General features: G+C 72.4%; 17 protein-coding genes. 5 read left to right on the top strand and 12 right to left on the bottom strand.

Going from position 1 to position 18,264, the window contains the following annotated elements; all coding sequences use genetic code 11:
* Positions 1-9: 9 nt before the first annotated feature.
* Positions 10-345, bottom strand: coding sequence for a hypothetical protein (locus tag ACIQNU_RS26010; protein ID WP_401370847.1), 336 nt, complete (start codon positions 343-345; stop codon positions 10-12).
* Between the two features lie 73 nt (positions 346-418).
* Between ACIQNU_RS26010 and ACIQNU_RS26005 the strand changes: the two genes are divergently transcribed.
* Complete coding sequence (locus ACIQNU_RS26005; RefSeq protein ID WP_401370844.1) at positions 419-811, top strand: winged helix-turn-helix transcriptional regulator; 393 nt, start codon at positions 419-421, stop codon at positions 809-811.
* On the opposite strand, the gene mutM is transcribed toward ACIQNU_RS26005, so the two are convergent.
* From mutM to recG, 8 genes are all read right to left on the bottom strand, one after another.
* Positions 787-1,644 carry a bifunctional DNA-formamidopyrimidine glycosylase/DNA-(apurinic or apyrimidinic site) lyase gene (gene mutM, locus ACIQNU_RS26000; RefSeq protein ID WP_401370842.1) on the bottom strand — a complete coding sequence of 286 codons (858 nt, stop codon included), beginning with the start codon at positions 1,642-1,644 and terminating at the stop codon, positions 787-789. The genes ACIQNU_RS26005 and mutM overlap by 25 nt on opposite strands.
* A 133-nt stretch (positions 1,645-1,777) precedes the next feature.
* On the bottom strand, positions 1,778-2,641 hold the full coding sequence (rnc, locus tag ACIQNU_RS25995; RefSeq protein ID WP_401370839.1) for a ribonuclease III: 864 nt from the start codon (positions 2,639-2,641) through the stop codon (positions 1,778-1,780).
* 7 nt (positions 2,642-2,648) lie between these two features.
* Positions 2,649-2,822, bottom strand: coding sequence for a 50S ribosomal protein L32 (rpmF, locus tag ACIQNU_RS25990; protein WP_389894217.1), 174 nt, complete (start codon positions 2,820-2,822; stop codon positions 2,649-2,651).
* A gap of 2 nt (positions 2,823-2,824) precedes the next feature.
* Positions 2,825-3,493, bottom strand: a complete 669-nt coding sequence (locus ACIQNU_RS25985) for a YceD family protein (protein WP_401370836.1) — start codon at positions 3,491-3,493, stop codon at positions 2,825-2,827.
* 180 nt (positions 3,494-3,673) lie between these two features.
* The gene (locus ACIQNU_RS25980) at positions 3,674-4,768 is read right to left on the bottom strand and encodes a cell division initiation protein (RefSeq protein ID WP_401370833.1); all 1,095 of its coding nucleotides are present in this window, start codon (positions 4,766-4,768) and stop codon (positions 3,674-3,676) included.
* 118 nt (positions 4,769-4,886) lie between these two features.
* Positions 4,887-5,366 carry a pantetheine-phosphate adenylyltransferase gene (gene coaD, locus ACIQNU_RS25975; RefSeq protein ID WP_401371134.1) on the bottom strand — a complete coding sequence of 160 codons (480 nt, stop codon included), beginning with the start codon at positions 5,364-5,366 and terminating at the stop codon, positions 4,887-4,889.
* A gap of 26 nt (positions 5,367-5,392) precedes the next feature.
* A complete protein-coding gene (rsmD, locus tag ACIQNU_RS25970) occupies positions 5,393-5,995 on the bottom strand; it encodes a 16S rRNA (guanine(966)-N(2))-methyltransferase RsmD (RefSeq protein ID WP_401370830.1) in 603 nt (200 codons plus the stop codon).
* Between the two features lie 187 nt (positions 5,996-6,182).
* On the bottom strand, positions 6,183-8,471 hold the full coding sequence (gene recG, locus ACIQNU_RS25965; RefSeq protein WP_401370827.1) for an ATP-dependent DNA helicase RecG: 2,289 nt from the start codon (positions 8,469-8,471) through the stop codon (positions 6,183-6,185).
* A gap of 160 nt (positions 8,472-8,631) precedes the next feature.
* On the opposite strand from recG, the gene ACIQNU_RS25960 reads away from it, so the two are divergent.
* Together ACIQNU_RS25960 and ACIQNU_RS25955 are read left to right on the top strand one after the other, a co-directional pair.
* Complete coding sequence (locus ACIQNU_RS25960; protein ID WP_401370824.1) at positions 8,632-10,545, top strand: HSP90 family protein; 1,914 nt, start codon at positions 8,632-8,634, stop codon at positions 10,543-10,545.
* On the top strand, positions 10,542-13,631 hold the full coding sequence (locus ACIQNU_RS25955) for a tetratricopeptide repeat protein (protein ID WP_401370821.1): 3,090 nt from the start codon (positions 10,542-10,544) through the stop codon (positions 13,629-13,631). The genes ACIQNU_RS25960 and ACIQNU_RS25955 overlap by 4 nt, the downstream gene beginning before the upstream one ends.
* A 17-nt stretch (positions 13,632-13,648) precedes the next feature.
* On the opposite strand, the gene ACIQNU_RS25950 is transcribed toward ACIQNU_RS25955, so the two are convergent.
* On the bottom strand, positions 13,649-15,427 hold the full coding sequence (locus tag ACIQNU_RS25950) for a DAK2 domain-containing protein (protein WP_401370819.1): 1,779 nt from the start codon (positions 15,425-15,427) through the stop codon (positions 13,649-13,651).
* 280 nt (positions 15,428-15,707) lie between these two features.
* Between ACIQNU_RS25950 and rpmB the strand changes: the two genes are divergently transcribed.
* Positions 15,708-15,893: a 50S ribosomal protein L28 gene (rpmB, locus tag ACIQNU_RS25945; protein ID WP_003957616.1), complete on the top strand. Its 186-nt coding sequence runs from the start codon at positions 15,708-15,710 to the stop codon at positions 15,891-15,893.
* Between the two features lie 90 nt (positions 15,894-15,983).
* On the opposite strand, the gene thiD is transcribed toward rpmB, so the two are convergent.
* A complete protein-coding gene (thiD, locus tag ACIQNU_RS25940) occupies positions 15,984-16,814 on the bottom strand; it encodes a bifunctional hydroxymethylpyrimidine kinase/phosphomethylpyrimidine kinase (protein WP_401370816.1) in 831 nt (276 codons plus the stop codon).
* A gap of 2 nt (positions 16,815-16,816) precedes the next feature.
* Positions 16,817-17,782 (bottom strand): thiamine-phosphate kinase, encoded by a 966-nt coding sequence (locus ACIQNU_RS25935; protein WP_401370813.1) that lies wholly within the window; start codon positions 17,780-17,782, stop codon positions 16,817-16,819.
* 230 nt (positions 17,783-18,012) lie between these two features.
* Here ACIQNU_RS25935 and ACIQNU_RS25930 point away from each other — a divergent pair, with 230 nt between their 5' ends.
* Positions 18,013-18,246 carry an Lrp/AsnC family transcriptional regulator gene (locus ACIQNU_RS25930; RefSeq protein ID WP_017947604.1) on the top strand — a complete coding sequence of 78 codons (234 nt, stop codon included), beginning with the start codon at positions 18,013-18,015 and terminating at the stop codon, positions 18,244-18,246.
* The last annotated feature ends 18 nt before the right edge of the window (positions 18,247-18,264 follow it).

Genomic DNA, 18,264 nt, shown 5'->3' with positions numbered 1-18,264 from the left:
TCCCGGACGCTAGGACTCCGTGTTCAGCGGCCCGTTCCCCCGCTTCCGAGCGGTCCAGTAGGCCATGCCCTCGGCGCCGAAGCCGGCCACGAGGAGCAGGGGGAACAGCCAGAAGAGCGACGTGCTCTCCCGCTCCAGGCTGAGGAACAGCGCCAGCATGGCGAGGGTGGACAGCAGCACCCCACCGGCCTCCCACCGCCGTCCCCTGCGCACCTGGTCCACGGTGACGGCCAGCCCGAGCACCGACAGTATTGTCGCGACGATCCACATGGCGCCCAGTCTGTCGTGCCCATGCCCGACGCGCCTCACCTTCCGTGCGAACAGCGCGGCAATTTCCCGGGTCATGTCAGTGAATGGTCGGCTTACCTTTCCACAGCGCACTCTCGCAGTCAGCGCTGAGCCCCCGTACGCTGCTGCCATGGATACCGACACGGACGGCGGCGCCGCCCTCGCCTTCGACGTGTTCTCGCGCGTCTGCCCCTCGCGGGGCACCCTGGAGCACGTCACGGGCCGCTGGGGTTCTCTCACGCTGGGCGCGCTGTACGACGGCACGTTCCGCTTCAACGAGCTGCGGCGCCGCGTGGACGGCGTGAGCGAGAAGATGCTGTCGCAGACACTGCAGGCCCTGGAGCGCGACGGTCTCGTGCACCGCGAAGCCCAGCCGACGAACCCGCCGCGCGTCGACTACACCCTCACCCCGCTCGGCCACCGCGTCACGGAACAACTGATCGCCCTCATCCGCTGTGTCGAGGACCAGATGGGCGACGTACTGGCGGCGCGTGAACGCTACGACGCGCGCGGCGGTCGCTGACAGCGCGGGCAGTAGTAACTGGAGCGGTTCATCCACGACCGCCTGCGGATCGGGGTGCCGCAGCGGCGGCACGGAAGGCCCTCGCGCCCGTAGGCGTCGAGGGACCGGTCGAAGTAGCCGGACTCGCCGTTCACGTTCACGTACAGGCTGTCGAAGCTGGTGCCGCCGACGGACAGGGCGGCGTTCAGCACGTCCCGCACATGGCCGAGGAGTTCGGCGGTACGGGGGCGGGTGAAGGTCGCGGTCGGCCGCTCGTAGTGCAGCCGGGCGCGCCACAGCGCCTCGTCGGCGTAGATGTTGCCCACTCCGCTGATCAGCGACTGGTCAAGGAGTGCCCGCTTGATCGTGGTGCGCTTGCGGCGCAGCGCGTCGTGGAACGCGGCGTCGTCGAACAGCGGGTCCAGCGGGTCGCGGGCGATGTGCGCGATGACGTCCGGGAGCCCGTCGGGGGTGTTCTCGTGCAGGGACAGGCCGCCGAAGGTGCGCTGGTCGACGAAGCGGAGTTCGGTGCCGACCGCGTCCGCGAACCGGACCCGGATGCGCAGATGCTTCTCGTCGGGCGCCTCGTGCGGCTGGACCAGGAGCTGGCCGCTCATCCCGAGGTGGGCGAGGACCGAGGAGGTGGTGTCCTCCAGCGGAAGCCACAGGTACTTCCCCCGGCGCATGGGACCGCCGAAGCGGTGCCCCTTGAGGCGGTGCGCGAAGTCGTCGGGCCCGGCGACATGGCGCCGGACGGCACGCGGGTGCAGCACCTCGGCCTCGGCGACGGTCCGATGGGCGACCCAGCGGTCCAGACCCCGCCGTACGACCTCCACCTCGGGCAGCTCGGGCATGGTCTCCTCCGGAGGGTCACCGGGATCGCCGGGGTCGCGGCGGCCGACGGCACGTGTGCCCGCCCCTGTACGGGAGCGGGCACACGAGTCGCACCTCGGTACGTGTCAGTACGTGGCAGTACGTGTCTGTACGTCAGGCGGAAGTGGGGTCCGAGGCCGGCTCCTCCGAAGGGGCGTCGGTGTCCCCGTCGGTCTCCGCCGCCGCGGTGGTCGCCGCCGAGGCGGCCCGTTCGTCCGCCGCCGCGCGAATCGCGCGCCAGGCGGACTCCGCTGCCTGCTGTTCCGCTTCCTTCTTGCTGCGGCCGGTGCCGGTGCCGTACGAGACGCCTCCGACGCGGGCGGCAGCAGTAAAGGTCTTCTCGTGATCGGGGCCGGTCTCCGAGACCAGGTACTCGGGAACGCCGAGCCCTTCGGTCGCGGTCAGCTCCTGGAGACTGGTCTTCCAGTCCAGGCCGGCGCCCAGATTCGACGACTTCTCGATCAGAGGGTCGAAGAGCCGGTGCACCAGCTCCGCCGCCACGTCGAGTCCCTGGTCGAGATAGACCGCGCCGATCACCGCTTCCAGGGTGTCGGCGAGGATCGACGCCTTGTCCCGGCCGCCCGTGCCTTCCTCGCCCCGGCCGAGCCGGATGAAGGCACCGAGGTCGAGCCCGCGGCCCACCTCCGCCAGCGCACGCGAGTTGACCACCGCGGCCCGCAACTTGGCCAACTGGCCTTCGGGCAGGTCGGGGTGGGTGCGGTACAGCGTGTCCGTGACGACGAGGCCGAGCACGGAGTCCCCGAGGAACTCCAGCCGCTCGTTCGTCGGCAGACCGCCGTTCTCGTACGCGTAGGAACGGTGGGTCAGGGCACGCACCAGAAGGGCGGACTCAAGGTGGTACCCGAGCCGCCCTTCCAGAAGCGTGTGGGACGAGGCCGCGTCCGCCCTTTTCCTGGCGTCGTCCGCCTTCTTGATGACGGCGTCCGCCTTCTTGGCGTCTGGCATCGTGCCTCTCACCAGCCGCTCAGACCTCGATGACCTGACGCTTGTTGTACGTGCCGCAAGCCGGGCACGCGATGTGCTGCTGCTTGGGCTCGTGGCAGCGCTCGCACGCAACCAGGGTGGGGACCGCAGCCTTCCACTGCGACCGGCGGTGGCGCGTGTTGCTGCGCGACATCTTCCGCTTCGGAACAGCCACGGCTACTTCTCCTGCTTCTCGGCGGCGCGTGCTGACTTGGGCGCTTCGCCGCTCATCTCGTCCTTCTCGCCGTCCTGGACGGAACTGGCGAGTCCCTGCAATGCCGCCCACCGGATGTCGACGGCGTCATGATGGTGGTCCGGGTCGTCCGCGAGCCGCACTCCGCACTGGGAGCACAGACCCGGGCAGTCGTCCTGGCACACCGGCTGCATCGGCAGTGCGAGCACCACCGCATCACGCAGCACGGGTTCGAGGTCGAACAAGCCGTCCTCGATGAAGAGCCTGTCCTCGTCCTCCTCGGCGTCGACGTCGTCGGCCGGGCGGGCGACCGCACGGCCCCGCTCGTCGGCGTCGGGGTACGAGAACATCTCCTGGAAGTCCGCTTCGAGCGACAGCTCCAGCGGCTCCAGACACCTTACGCACTCCCCCTTGGCCGTGGCACGGACGGTGCCTGTGACAAGCACCCCTTCCATGACCGACTCAAGGCGCAGATCGATCTCCACCGGCGCGCCCGCGGGCACTCCGATGACGCCCTGGATGCCGAAGACGGCGTCCCCGGCGGGCGCATCGACCGAGCGGGTCAGCCGCTGGAGCGCACCTGGACGCCGCCCCAGCTCGTGCGTGTCGAACACGAGGGGGTTGCGGTGGTCAAGGCGGGCGTTCAGGGCCATTCCTGCTTTCGGTCGGTGAAGCCGCGGAAAAGATCGACGCCGCGGGCTCGAATGGGGGGTGGATGCTGCAAAGGGATCGATCGCGGGCATGCGCACGCGACCGAAGAGCCAGGATACTGGACCTTTCGCTGTCGGCCCAATCCGGCCCCGACCTGGTCCGGACCTAGGTCAGGACCGGCCTCAGCGCCCCTGCTCGTACTGGCGCAGCTGCTCCGCGCTGATCATGCTCGTGTCGAAGAGGCTGGTCTCGTCCAGCGCGGCGGCGGACGCCGGCTGCTGCTGCCCGTACCCCTGGGCCTGCACCTGAGCCTGGGCCTGTGCGGGGTCGTAGGTCTGTGCCGGGTCGTACGCCTGCTGCTGGTAGCCGTAGGGGTCCTGGTAGGCGTACGGGTCCTGCTGCTGTCCGTAGGCCTGCTGCTGGTACGCGTACGGGTCCTGCTGCTGGTACGTGTACGGGTCCTGGGGCGCGTAGGGCTGCTGGTCCGGGACGGGTGGTGCGGCCGGCTGTTCGGCGGCGGGCTCGGGGCGGGGCTGGGACCGGCGCGCGTCGGGGCGGTCGCTCATCTCGGCGAGGTCCGCGAGGTAGTCGGCGTCGCTGGTGTGCACGCCGGCGTCGCCGAGGGAGCCCAGCTCGTCCGTGACGACACGGCCCTGGAGCTTCTGCCGGCCCCTGCCGACCGCGTCCAGCGTCTTGGCGAGGACCGCCTCGAAGGCGCCGAGCTTGACGTCGACGTACTCGTCGGCCCGCTGCCGCAGGGTCTCCGGGTCGTGGCTGCGCTCGGGGGCCTCGGCGTAGTCGGGGTCCTCGTAGCCCTGGGGGTCGAGCCCCTGGCCGGTGCCGAGGAGCTTTTCGCGGCCCCGGCCGACGGAGCCGAGGGTCTTGGTGAGGACGACCTCGAAGTTGGCGAGCTTGGAGTCGACGTAGTCGTCGGCCTCGGCGCGGATCTCGTCGGCCTCCTGGCGGGCCTCGGAGACGATCCGCTCGGCCTCGTTCTGGGAGCGGCGGGCGACCTCCGTGTCGGAGATCAGGGAGCCGCGCTCGGCGTGCGCGGTCTCGATGATCCGCTCGGCCTCCTGGCGGGCCTGGGCGACGACCTGCTCACGGCCGCCGATCAGCTCCTCGGCCTGGGCGAGGGAGCCGGGCAGCGCCTCGCGCACCTCTTCGAGCAGCGCGAGCAGCTCGGCCCGGTTGACCACGCACGAGGCCGACATGGGCATGGACCGGGCGCTGCCGACCGCCGTGACGATCTCGTCGAGCTTCTTCTGCACGTCCACCGTGTGCTCGCCACTCTCTGTGCCTTGGACGGACCCCGTACGACCCGGGGGAGACGGACAAGGCGACTGTACGGGCAGTCGGTGCCGGGCCGACACCGGGTGACGGACTGTCAGGAGTTCACTGCTCACCGAGGCGTTTGGTGAGGGCTTCCAGAACCGGCGGGGGTACCAGGTGGGAGACGTCGCCGCCCCAGGTCGCGACCTCCTTCACCAGGGACGAGGAGAGGAAGCTGTACGTCGGGTTGGTGGGCACGAAAAGGGTCTCGACGCCCGAGAGGCCGATGTTCATCTGGGCCATCTGCAGCTCGTAGTCGAAGTCGCTGACCGCCCTGAGGCCCTTGACGATGGCGGGGATGTCGCGCTGCTTGCAGAAGTCGACGAGGAGGCCGTGGAAGGACTCGACCTCGACATTGCCGAACTCGGCGGTGACGTCACGGATCAGCGCGATCCGCTCGTCGATCTCGAACAGGCCCTTCTTGGACTTGTTGATCATCACGGCGACATGCACCACGTCGTAGAGCTTGGAGGCGCGGGCGATGATGTCGAGGTGGCCATTGGTGATGGGGTCGAACGACCCCGGACAGACGGCGCGGCGCAACTGAAGTCCCTCGCTCTCCGGTCCGCTCATGGTGCGGCTTCGCACATAGAGGCGTCTTCGCTGGTGACGGCGGCGCGACCGTACCAAAACGTTCCCTCGCCGTAGCGACGGGACCGGATCGCTTCGAAGCCGTCCGGCCAGGGGAACACGCCACCTCTGGTACCGCGTTCAACGGTGACGACGGCTTCGTCCGCTAGCCAGCCCTGGGCGCGGAGTGTGAGGAGTATCTCGCCAAGATCGCCGTTCGTAACGGCGTAGGGCGGGTCCAGGAACACGAGGTCGTACGGCTCGTCGGGGGCCGGTCCCGTGACGATCTGCTCGGCCTTGCCGGAGCGGACGTCGGCGCCCGGGAGGCCGATCGCGCGGACGTTGTCCCGGATGGTGCGCGCGGCGCGGGGGTCGGCCTCGACCAGAAGGGTGTGGGCGGCGCCCCGGGAGAGGGCTTCGAGTCCCACGGCGCCCGAGCCCGCGTAGAGGTCGGCGACGCGGACGCCCCGGAGGGTGCCGAGCAGGGACTCCCAGGTGGAGAAGAGCCCTTCGCGCGCGCGGTCGGAGGTGGGCCGGGTGCCGTTCCCCGGCGGCACGGCCAGTCGGCGTCCACCGGCGCTTCCGGCGATCACGCGGGTCATGGGGTCCTCGGGGTCCTGGAGTGCGGAGGGGGTGCGGGGTGTTGCGGTGCGCGGGTGCCGGGGTGCCGCGAGTACGGAGTACCGCGGTCGGCGGCGCCGGCGCTGGTCACGTCCACGATAGGGCGTTTCGACGGCTCGGCCCCCTGCCGCCCCGTCCTCAGCCCTTCGCAGCCTTCCTCAGCCCTTCTCAGCCTTTCTCCAAGTACTGCTCCCGCTCGGCGTCGAGCAGGGCGTCCAGGGCCGTGCGCAGGGCGGGCAGGCCGGTCAGCTCGGGGTCGGCTGCGACGACCTTGACGGCCTCCTCGCGGGCCTCGGCGATGATCTCCTCGTCGTCGATGACGGCGAGCATCCGCAGCGAGGACCGCACCCCGGACTGGGCCTGGCCGAGGACATCGCCCTCGCGGCGCTGTTCGAGGTCGATCCGGGACAGCTCGAAGCCGTCCTGCGTGGACGCCACGGCGTTCAGCCGGGTGCGCGCCGGGCTCGCCTCGGGCGCCTCCGTGACCAGGAGGCAGAGTCCGGGCGCGGAGCCCCGGCCGACCCGGCCGCGCAGCTGGTGGAGCTGCGATACGCCGAACCGGTCGGCGTCCATGATCACCATCGCGGTGGCATTCGGCACGTTGACCCCGACCTCGATGACCGTGGTGGCGACCAGGACGTCCGTCTCGCCCGCACTGAAGCGGCGCATGACGGCGTCCTTGTCGTCGGGTGCCATCCGACCGTGCAGCACCTCGACGCGCAGCCCCTGGAGGGGGCCGGCGGCGAGTCCTTCGGCGACGTCGAGGACGGCGAGCGGGGGGCGCTTGTCGGCGTCGGCCCCGGCCCCGGTCTCGGCTTCGGAGGACGCCTTCTTGGCCTTCGCCTTGGCGCCCTTGCCGGTGCCCGGCTCGGCCGCTTCGTCGTCGGAGTCGCCGATGCGCGGGCACACCACGTACGCCTGATGGCCCTTGGCGACCTCCTCGCGGACGCGCTCCCACGCGCGGGAGAGGAAGTGCGGCTTGTCGGCGGCGGGCACGACATGGCTGGCGATGGGGGAGCGCCCGGCGGGGAGCTGGTCGAGTACCGAGGTCTCCAGGTCACCGAAGACGGTCATCGCGACCGTACGCGGAATGGGGGTGGCGGTCATGACGAGGGTGTGCGGGGTCCGCTTCTCGTCTCCGGTGCCGCCCTTGCCGCGCAGGGCGTCCCGCTGCTCGACGCCGAAGCGGTGCTGTTCGTCGACGACGACCAGGCCCAGGTCGTGGAACTGGACCTTGTCCTCGATCAGCGCATGCGTCCCGATGACGATGCCCGCCTCGCCGGTGACCAGGTCCAGGAGCGCCTGGCGGCGGGCGGCGACCCCCATGGAGCCGGTGAGCAGGACGACCTTGGTGGCGTGCTCCGCGCCGCCCAGCATGCCGCCCTCGGCCAGCTCCCCCATCATCTCGGTGACCGACCGGTGGTGCTGCTGGGCCAGGACCTCGGTCGGCGCGAGCATCGCGGCCTGTCCCCCGGCGTCCACGACAGCGAGCATCGCGCGCAGGGCGACCAGGGTCTTGCCGGAGCCGACCTCGCCCTGGAGCAGCCGGTGCATCGGATGCTCGATCGCCAGGTCGTCGAAGATCTCCCCGGTGACCTTCCGCTGCCCCTCGGTGAGGGTGAACGGCAGCTTGGCGTCGAAGGCGTCCAGCACCCCGCCGGGCGTCGGGCGGCGGGCGGTCGCGGGGAGCTGTGTCTCGGCGAACCGGCGGCGGGCCAGGGCGACCTGGAGGACGAACGCCTCGTCCCACTTCAGCCGCGCGCGGGCGTCCTCGATGTCGGCCTTGGTGTGCGGGCGGTGGATCTTCAGCAGCGCCTCGGGCAGGGGGACGAGGGCGCGTCCGTCACGCAGGCCCGGCGGCAGCGGGTCGACGGCGTCGCGCGCGCTGGGCAGCACCGCGTCGACCGCTTTGGCGATCTTCCAGGACTCCAGTTTGGCGGTGGCCGGATAGATCGGGATGAGCGCGCCGGCCCAGGAGTCCACGGCGTGCTCGGTGGGCTCGGCGCTCTCGGGGTCGTCCGGGTCGTCGGGGCGGGCGCGCAGCAGTTCGTACGCCGGATGGGCCAGTTGGAGTTTGCGGTTGAAGAGGGAGACCTTGCCGGCGAACATCGCGCGGGTGCCGGGCAGCAGGTCCTTGTGCGGCTTGTGGACACCGCGGCCGAAGAAGACGAGTTGGAGCCGGCCGCTGCCGTCGGTGATGACGACTTCGAGGCGCTGTCCGCTGCCGCCGTTGAATCTCAGGACGCGGGCGGTCTCGACCTGGGCGACCACCGTCACATGCTCGTCCAGGGGCAGTTCGGCCAGGCGGGTCAGCTCGCCGCGCTCCGCGTACCGCCGGGGGTAGTGGTGCAGGAGGTCGCCGACGGTGTGCAGGTCGAGATGCTCGGCCATCACCTTCGCGGTGGCGGATCCGAGCACCTTCTTGAGCGGTTCTTCGAGCACGGGCACGAGATCCATTGCACACCACCCCACTGACATTGCCGCATACGTCCTGGAAATCCGCTGGTCAGACGGCTCGTTCGGACCTAGGATTGCCCGCTCCGGCCCTCACCGCGGTCACTCTTCGGAGGACCGCCCGACCCGCGCCGTCGCCTGTCCCCCCACCGGCGCAGCGACGATGAACTCACAGACACCTCAGTCACCCCAGGCACCTCAGCCCTCTCCTTCGTCTCAGACGCCTCAGTCGTCGCCTGGGACACCCGGACCGTCGTCCTCGGCGCCGCGGTCCGAGGGGTCGCCGCACGCCTTCCAGGTCGATCTGCGCGGCCTGGTGGACCTTCTCTCGCACCACCTGTACTCCAGCCCCAAGGTCTATCTGCGGGAGCTGCTGCAGAACGCCGTGGACGCCATCACGGCCCGCCGCGCCGAACAGCCGGACGCCCCGGCCCGGGTGCGGCTGTACGCGGAGGACGGCGCCCTGCGCGTCGAGGACTCCGGCGTCGGGCTCACCGAGTCGGACGTGCACAGCCTGCTCGCGACGATCGGCCGCAGTTCGAAGCGGGCCGGCGGTCTGGAGGCGGCGCGCTCGGACTTCCTCGGGCAGTTCGGCATCGGCCTGCTCGCCTGCTTCGTGGTCGCCGAGCGCATCCGTGTGGTGAGCCGTTCGGCGCGTACGCCCGACGCGGTGCCGGTCGAGTGGACGGCCACCGACGACGGTTCGTACACCGTGCGGACCCTGCCGGACGCGGCCCGCGCGGAGCCGGGGACCACGGTGTACCTCCAGGCGCGCGCGGGCGCGGACGAGTGGCTGACCGAGGAGCGGGTGCTGTCCCTGGCCCGCGACTTCGGCACGCTGCTGCCGTACGACGTGCGGGTCGGCGACACGGCGGTGACGGAGCTTCCGGCGCCCTGGGACCGCCCCTACCCGAGCCCGGCGGCGCGACGGGTCGCGCTGGCCCGGCACTGCCACGACCTGTTCGGGTTCACGCCTTTGGACTCGATCGCGCTGGACGTGCCGGTCGCCGGCGTCCGGGGCGTCGCCTATGTGCTGCCGCAGGCCGTCAGCCCGGCGCAGCGCGCGCGTCACCGAGTGCACCTCAAAGGCATGCTGCTGACCGAGCGGGCCGAACAGGTGCTGCCGGACTGGGCGTTCTTCGTACGCTGCGTCCTGGACACGGACAGCCTGCGGCCCACCGCGTCGCGGGAGGCCCTGTACGAGGACGAGACTCTGGCCGCCGTGCGCGAGGCGCTCGGTGAGCGGATCCGCGGCTGGCTGACCGGACTCGCGGCGGGCGACCCGGAGCGGCTCGGCGCGTTCCTGTCGGTGCACCACCTGGGCGTGAAGTCGCTGGCCCGGCACGACAAGGACATGCTGCGCACGATGCTGCCGTGGCTGCCGTTCGAGACGACGGACGGGCGGCTGTCCCTGGAGGAGTTCGCGCTGCGCCATCCGGTGGTGCACTTCACGCGGAGCGTCGAGGAGTACCGGCAGGTCGCCCCGATCGCGTCGGCGCAGGGCATCGGCGTCGTCAACGGCGGCTACACGTACGACACGGAGCTGGTCGAGGCGCTGCCCTCGGTGCGCCCTGCCACCGTCGTCGCGGAGCTGGACGCGGACACGGTGACCGCGCACCTGGACACCGTCGAACCGGGCGAGGAGCTGGCGCTCGCCGGGTTCCTGGCGGCGGCACGGGCCACGCTCGACCCCCTGGGCTGCGACGTCGCCCTGCGCGCGTTCCACCCGCTGTCCGTCCCGGCGCTGCATCTGGACGACCGCGCGGCCCGGCACGAACAGGCGCGCGCGGAGGCCGAGGAGGGCGCCGACGACCTGTGGGCGGGCATCCTCGGCTCGCTGCGCGGCAGCACCCCTCGCGCGCGGCTGGTGCTGAACCACCTCAACCCGCTGATCCGGCGCATCAGTTCGCTCGGCGACCCGGAGCTGATCGGCACGGCCGTCGAGTCCCTGTACGGGCAGGCCATGCTGATGGCTCAGCGGCCCCTGCGGCCCGCGGACTCGGCGCTCCTCAACCGCGCCTTCATCGGCCTGCTCGAATGGGCCACCCACACCGATCACGGGGAGAGCGGCCGATGAGCCACGCCACGGGTCCCGTCATGGACTTCGACACGCTGCGCCGGGCGATGGCGGAGAACAACGCCCGTCCGGAGGGCCCCGCGCGCAACGCGCGCGCGGAGGCGCTGCTCGCCGAGGCCGAGAAGCTGGGCATCCCGCTCGCGGTCATCGAGGCGCTGGGCCACCAATTGCAGACGTACAACTACAGCTCCGAGAAGGACAAGATGTTCGTCCCCTTCGCGCGCCTGCTGCGCATGTGGGACGAGCGGCCCGACGACTTCGACGCGTACGAGACGCACTCCCTGCACTGGGTGTTCAAGTGGATGTCGGCGGGCATGCTGGGCCAGCCGCACATCCCGCTCGCGTCGATCGAGAAGTGGCTGTCCGAGATGGAGCGCCGCTACCGGATCGCGGGGCACTCCGAGCGGGCGGTGCGCGGCAGCGAGTACAGCGTGGCCCGGCACATCGGCGACCTGGAGCGCGCCGAGCGCGCGTACACGGCGTGGCTGGCCGCCGACCGCGACGACATGAGCGACTGCCACGCGTGCGAGCTGCACGACCAGGCGTCGTGGAAGGCGTACGGGAGGCACGACGCCGAGGCCCTGGAGCTGTGGCGTCCGGTCCTGGACGGCGAGTACACCTGCGCGCACGAGCCGCACGCCGCGCTCGCGTCGACGCTGATACCGCTGGTGCGCCTGGGCCGCGCCGACGAGGCCCGCGCGCACCATCTGCGGGGGCTGCGCCTGGTCCGCTCGATGGAGAGCATGCGCAGCGCGTACGCGCAGCACGTGGAGTTCTGCGCGCTCACGGGCAACGAGGCGCGGGCGCTGGAACTCCTCGCCGAGCGGCCCGCGTACTTCACGGACACCGGCGACCCTCTGAGCCGGATGAACTACTTCGCGGTGGTCACCCTGCTGACCGACCGGCTGGTCGCACTGGGGCTCGGCGAGCAGCCGGTGCCCGGTCCTTCCGTACCCTCGGGGCGTACCTGGACGGCGGGTGAACTCGCCGGGCACGCGCGCGGGGAAGCCCTCGCGCTCGCGGCCCTCTTCGACGCGCGCAACGGCACCGACCACATCAGCGCGGACGTCCTGGAGCGCATGGCACGACAGCCCCTCCTCGACCGCCTGCCCCTGGGCGTACGGACGGCCCGGCCCCTGTCTGTCCCCAAGGCGCCGGTATCCGTGCCCACCGCGCGCGATGCGGCGCCCGAGTCCGGAGGGCTCGAAGGGCTCCTCGTGGAGGCGCGGCGGCTGACCGAGGCACGGCATCCGGACGCGTCCCGGGCGTGGGCGGCCGTCGACCGCATCGCGCGCGAGGAGGGCGCCGAGCTGGCGGCTCGGGACCGCGCCGAGGTCGCCGACCACGAGGCGATGGCACAGGACCCGGCGGACCTCGCCCTGTTCGCGCGCGCGGCCGAGCTGTACGAGGCGGCCGGCGACCCGGCGGAGGCGGCGGAGGCACGCGCGCGGGGCGCGTACACCCGGGCCCTGGAGGGCCGGGTCACCGAGGCGCTGGCGGCGCTCGCCGAGCCCTGCGCGCGGGCGATCGCGGAGTACGAAGCCGCCGTCGCCGAAGCGGCGGACGGGCGGCCCGACCGCCGGACGGCCCGGCACGCGGCCTCGATGCTGTTCTACCGCGCGCGGGTGCTGCTCCTCGCGGTGCACCAGGACGTGAACAAGGACACGGACGAGGACGCCACCGGGGGCGCGAAGGAGCCTGTGGAGCCGTCTGCCGAAGCCGCCGTCACGGCCGTCGAGGAAGCCGTCGGACGGCTTCTCGCGGTCGCCGAACGCGACCCCGACGACCCCCGCCTCACGGCCCGCGCGGGCGCCGCACAGGCCATGCGCGCCGAACTCGCCTCCCACGGCGGCGACCCGGAGACGGCCGCCGGGCTCTACGCGCGCGCGGCGGACGCGTACGTGGCCGCGGGGGTGCCCTGGTACGCGGTGGAGCCGGAGTCCCGGCGCGCCGCCATCGCCGGGCACCTCGGCGACCTGGACACCGCCGAGCGCGCGGGCCGGGCGGCCCTGGAGCACGGCGGGCCGTTCCTGGAGCCGCAGGGGCACGCCCGGCTTCACCTCCAGCTCTCCGACGTGCTCGCCGCCACGGGCCGCTTCGACGAGGCGTCCCGGCACGCCCTGGAGGCGGCGCACTGGGCCGACGAGGGCGGCGAGGGCGCGGAATTCGGCGCCTGGGCACGGCACAAACTCGGCGGACACCTGCTGCGTCTGGGGCGGTACGCCGAGGCGGCCGAGGTCCTGGAAGGGGCGCTGCCCGATCTGACCGAGGAGACCCACGGGGACGGCGCGCTCGTACAGACCCGCTGGTGGCTCGGCGACTGCCTGCGCGAGCTGGGCGGCCACCGCGAGGCCGCCGAGCAATGGCTCCTGGCGGCGGACATCGCGCGCGGGTGGCCCGAACAGCGCGACCACGCGATGCTCGCGCACATGGCCGCCGAGGCCCTGGGCAGCGCGGGACTGTCCGCCCAGGCCGACCGGGCGTACGAGCGCGCTGCCGAGCTGTGGCGCTCCCTGGGCAACACCCATGGGCTCGTCCGCTCCCTGCGCGCCCGCGCGTGGCTGACCGTCGACACGGACGCCGACGCCGACGGCGCGGGCCACCTCGCGGACGCCGGGCTCGACGAGGCCAGGGCGCTGATGGAAGCGGCGCTGAGCGCGTGCACGGAGGCGGTGGAGTCACTGACCGACACCCCAGATGCCGCCGGAGGCCCGGACGACCCGGCCGAGATCCGCGACGCCCTCGTCTCCGAACGCGCCCAGACCCACCGTCAGTTCGGCGAACTCCTGGCCCGCGCCCGTTCCGGTCCCCCGGGCGAGGACGCCACCACGCGCGCGGGGTTCGAAGAGGCGCTGGAGCACCTGGAGCGCGCGGTCATCGGTTTCGGCTCACTCGGCGCACCCGCCCGCGACGACCGCACCGCCGCCGAACTCGCCGCCGGCTGGCTGGAGTCGTCCCTCGGCCACCGTGACCGGGCGGCGGCCCGCGCGCGTGGCGTCATCGCGGTGTACGGGGACGAGAGCGACGGCGCCGCCGCGGCCCGCAGAGCGAACGCCGAGGAACTCCTGGAGCACACAGAGGAGTAGCGCCCGCCGGGACGGAGTTACTCCACACCGATCAGCAGCAGCGCCGCATGACGCCCACCCCGGTAGACCACCGTGTCGACCGCGAGGTGGGCGTCGCGCACATGGCGTTCGAGCCGGTCGGCGACCGTGTCGGGCAGGTCGTCGCCGACGACGAGGGTGACCATCTCGCCCCCGGCCGCCAGCATCCGGTTCAGCACGGTGACCGCGGTCTCGGTCAGGGCGGTGTCGGCGAGCGGGTCCCCGGCCGCTCCGGAGGTGCCGATGACGGCCACGTCCCCGTCGATCAGCCCGAGGACGTCCCCGGCCTGGCAGACGCCCGCCGAGGTCCAGGACTGCCGCTCGGCGACGGCCAGTTCGGCGTAGCGGGTGGCACCGGCGGCCGAGGTCATCGCGACGACGTCCTCGTCGAAGCGGCGGTCCGGCTCGTGGACGGCGAGCGCGGCGATGCCCTGCACGGCGGACCGCGTCGGGATCAGCGCCACCCGCACCCCCTCGGTACGGGCCTGCTCGGCAGCGGCGGCGGCGGTGTGCCGCAGGTCGGCGTCGTTCGGCAGCAGCACCACCTCGCGCGCGTGGGCACGCCGGACCGCCTGCACGAGTTCACCGCTGGCGGGCGGTTCCCCGGGCCGCGCGAGGACGGTGGTGGCGCCCGCGTCGGCGTACAGCGCCGCCAGACCTTCGCCTGGCACGACGGCCACGATCCCGCGCTGCACCCGCTCGCCGGGCGGCCTGCCGTCACCGCCGGGCGGCGCCGTGTGCACGTCCCCGACGCCGAAGTGCGTGATCCGGATCCGGTACGGCCGTCCGGCCTCGACCCCGGCCTCCACGGCGGCGCCCGCGTCGTCGACATGGACGTGGACGTTCCACAGCCCGTCCCCGCCGACGACGACGAGGGAGTCCCCCAGGCCGTCGAGGCGGGTCCGCAGCCGGTCGACGGCGCGATCGGCGGCCTCCAGGAGATAGATCACCTCGTACGCGGGCCCGCCGACCGTTGCCCCGGCTCCCCCGGTGTCGGACCCCGTGTCCGCGCAGGGCTCGGGCACGCGCGCGTGGGCCTCGTCACCGGCGGAGGCGCCCCCGAACACCCCGCCCCGCGCGCGTACGGGCACCCCGGCGGACGGCCGCTCCCCCGTGAACGTCTCCACGAGCGCCCCCAGGACCGCCACCAGACCCCGCCCGCCCGCGTCCACGACACCGGCACGGCTCAACACCGCGAGCTGGCCGGGAGTGGCCTCCAGGGCCCTTCGCGCGCCCGCGTAGGCGGCCCTGGCGACGGCCGCGCAGTCGCCTTCGGCGGACGCGGCGGCGTCCCCCGCCGCGGTGGCCACGCTCAGTACGGTGCCCTCCACGGGGTGTGCCACGGCCTCGTACGCGGACTCGGCGGCCCGTCGCAGCGCGTGCCGCAGCGCTGTCGCGTCCCCGGCCGCGTCCCCGGCCGCGCCCTCCGCCGACAGCACCTCTGCCGACAGCACCTCCGCCATGCCGCGCAGGAGCTGCGCCAGGATCGTGCCGGAGTTGCCGCGCGCGCCGATGAGCGCGCCGTGCGCCATCGCGCGTACCGCCTCGGCGGCCGTCGGACGCTCGGGCTCGTGCCCCGCGAAGGCCGCCTCGACAGCCTGGGCGGCCGACTCCAGGGTCAGATAGAGATTGGTGCCGGTGTCCCCGTCGGCGACGGGATAGACATTGATCGCGTCGATCTCCTCGCGCGCCCTGCCCAGCGCCTCCAGGGCGAGTCCGCACCAGGCACGCACCGCGACGGCATCCAGGGTCTGCGGCACCCGCGCCTCCTCGGTCACTCCCCGACGATCACTCCCGACGACCCCCCTGCTCGATCGTCCGGACTGCGAGGCAGCGTAGACCCCACCCCCGCCCCGGCGGGAACAGGGCCGAGGCCGCGGTCGGAGGCCGGATCCGCCATGGTAGTTTCGTTGTACGGACGCAGTCGTTGTATGCTGCTCCGGTTGCCCGATCCACATCGGGCCTTCCCCCTGGCACCGCCACTCGGATCACTGATTCCGGCATGCCGGGATCAACCGTAAGTGCATCTGAATGCATCTGAAGTCTTTGGAGTGACCCGTGGCTGCCAACTGCGACGTCTGCGGCAAGGGGCCGGGCTTCGGCAACAACATTTCGCACTCGCACCGCCGTACGTCCCGTCGCTGGAACCCGAACATCCAGCGCGTGCGTGCCGTGGTCGGTCGGACGCCGAAGCGGCTCAACGTCTGCACCTCGTGCATCAAGGCCGGCAAGGTCTCGCGCTGACGTAACGCTCAAGCGCGGCCACCCTTCCCGGTTGCTGCACAGCCGGTCCACCTCACGGTGGGCCGGCTTTTTCACGTGCCCGCGGGCGCCCTACGCGCGCTCCCTGAACCGCCACCCGTGATCCACCGGCCCGATCCCCCGCCCCAAAGCGAATCCGGCCGCGATCGCCCCGGTCACGTACTCCTTCGCCGCCGCCACCGCCTCCGGTACCGCGAGACCCTGCGCGAGGCCCGCCGCGATCGCGCTGGCGAGGGTGCAGCCGGTGCCGTGCGTGTGCCGGTTGTCCAGGCGTGGTGCGCGCAGCCAGTGCTCCGCCGAGCCGTCCGTGAGGAGGTCCACGGCGTCCCCGGTGAGATGCCCGCCCTTGATCAGCGCCCACCTCGGCCCGTACGCCAGGATCGCCGCCGCGGCCTCCCGCAGCCCGTCATCGGACGTGACCTCGACGCCGGTGAGTTGGGCGACCTCGTCCAGGTTGGGTGTGGCCACGGTCGCCGTCGGCAGCAGCCGGGTGCGGACCGCGTCCAGCGCGGACGCGGCGAGCAGCGGGTCGCCGTGCTTCGAGACGCCGACCGGGTCCACGACGACCGGCGCGTCCGTGCCCGCGAGCAGGTCGGCGACGGTCTCGACGAGTTCGGCGGACGACAGCATGCCCGTCTTGACGGCCTGCACCCCGATGTCGTCGACGACACTGCGGTACTGGGCGCGCACCGCCTCGACGGGCAGCGCCCAAACGCCCTGGACGCCCAGGGAGTTCTGCGCGGTGACGGCGGTGAGCACGCTCATCCCGTGCGTCCCGAGCGCCAGCATCGTCTTCAGATCGGCCTGGATGCCCGCGCCGCCACCGGAGTCGGACCCCGCGACGGTCAGCACCCGGGGCGGCGCCGTGGCAGCCGTAGCGGCAGGGGTGGCGGATCCGGCCATGATCAGTCCTCGATGTCGCTGAAGTGGTCCCAACCGCCCTTGGCGGTCCACGGCGCCCCGTCCACCGTCACACGCGGCAGCGCCGACGGGTTGAGGACCTCGCCGATGATCTTCCAGCGCGCGGGCAGCTTCACATCGGGCGGGAACGTCGCCACGATCGCGTGGTCCTCACCGCCGGTGAGCACCCACTGGAGCGGGTCGACGCCGACGGCCTGCCCGATGTCGTTCATCTGCGAGGGCACGTCGACCGCGCCCGAGCGGATGTCGATGCGGACCTTGCTCGACTCGGCGATGTGCCCGAGGTCGGCGATCAGCCCGTCGCTGACATCGGTCATCGCGGTCGCGCCGAGCCCGGCGGCGGCGGGACCCGCGTGGTACGGGGGCTCCGGCCTGCGGTGCGCCTCGACGAACGCGCGCGGGGAGCGGAACCCGCGCGAGAGCACCGCGTGCCCGGCCGCCGACCAGCCCAACCAGCCCGTGACGGCGACGACATCGCCGGGCTGCGCGCCGGCCCGGGTGACCGGCTCGTGGTTACGGAGATCGCCGAGCGCGGTGATCGCGACGGTGATGGTGTCCCCGCGTACGACATCGCCTCCGACGACGGCCGCTCCGGCCACCTGGCACTCGTCGCGCAACCCGTCCATCAGCTCCGACGGCCAGGTCGCGGGCAGTTCGGCGGGCACCACCAGACCGAGCAGCAGCGCGGTCGGTACGGCGCCCATCGCGGCGATGTCCGCGAGGTTCGTCGCCGCCGCCTTGCGCCCCACGTCATAGGCCGTGGACCAGTCACGGCGGAAGTGCCGGCCTTCGAGCAGGACGTCCGTGCTCGCGACGACCCGCCGGTCCGGCGCGCTCACCACCGCGGCGTCGTCGCCGGGCCCGAGCCGTACCGCCGGGGTGGTGGTGAGCCGGGAGGTGAGTTCCCTGATGAGCCCGAACTCCCCCAGCTCTCCCACGGTGCCCTTCATACGTGTGCTGCCCCTTCTGCGCCGGTCTGCCTGCCGGATATGACCCCGCTCGCCTTGCGGTCGCGGGCCGTCCCTGTCGTCGGTACCGTCGACGTGACCGTCAACGTGTGTTGTCCGTACCACCCGGTCCGCACGCCACAGCCCCCGCGGGTCTCCCCGCTGCGCGCGACGACGCGATACCGTGGCGTCTCTTCTCCCCACATGATCCTCGTGGCCGCCCTGGAGGTTCCGTGGTACAGGCGTACATCCTGATCCAGACGGAGGTCGGCAAAGCGTCGACCGTCGCCGACACGATCAGCAAGATCCCGGGGGTGATCCAGGCCGAGGACGTGACAGGACCGTATGACGTGATTGTCCGCGCCCAGGCCGACACCGTAGATGAGCTGGGCCGCATGGTGGTCGCCAAAGTCCAGCAGGTGGACGGCATCACCCGCACACTGACCTGCCCGGTCGTCCATCTGTAACCCCCGTCTACCCTTGGC

The sequence above is a fragment of the Streptomyces sp. NPDC091292 genome (genome assembly GCF_044757265.1).
In the GTDB taxonomy this organism is placed as follows: Bacteria; Actinomycetota; Actinomycetes; order Streptomycetales; family Streptomycetaceae; genus Streptomyces.
The sequence above is the reverse complement of the archived record's forward strand: the minus strand, read 5'-3'. Positions and strand labels throughout refer to the sequence as shown.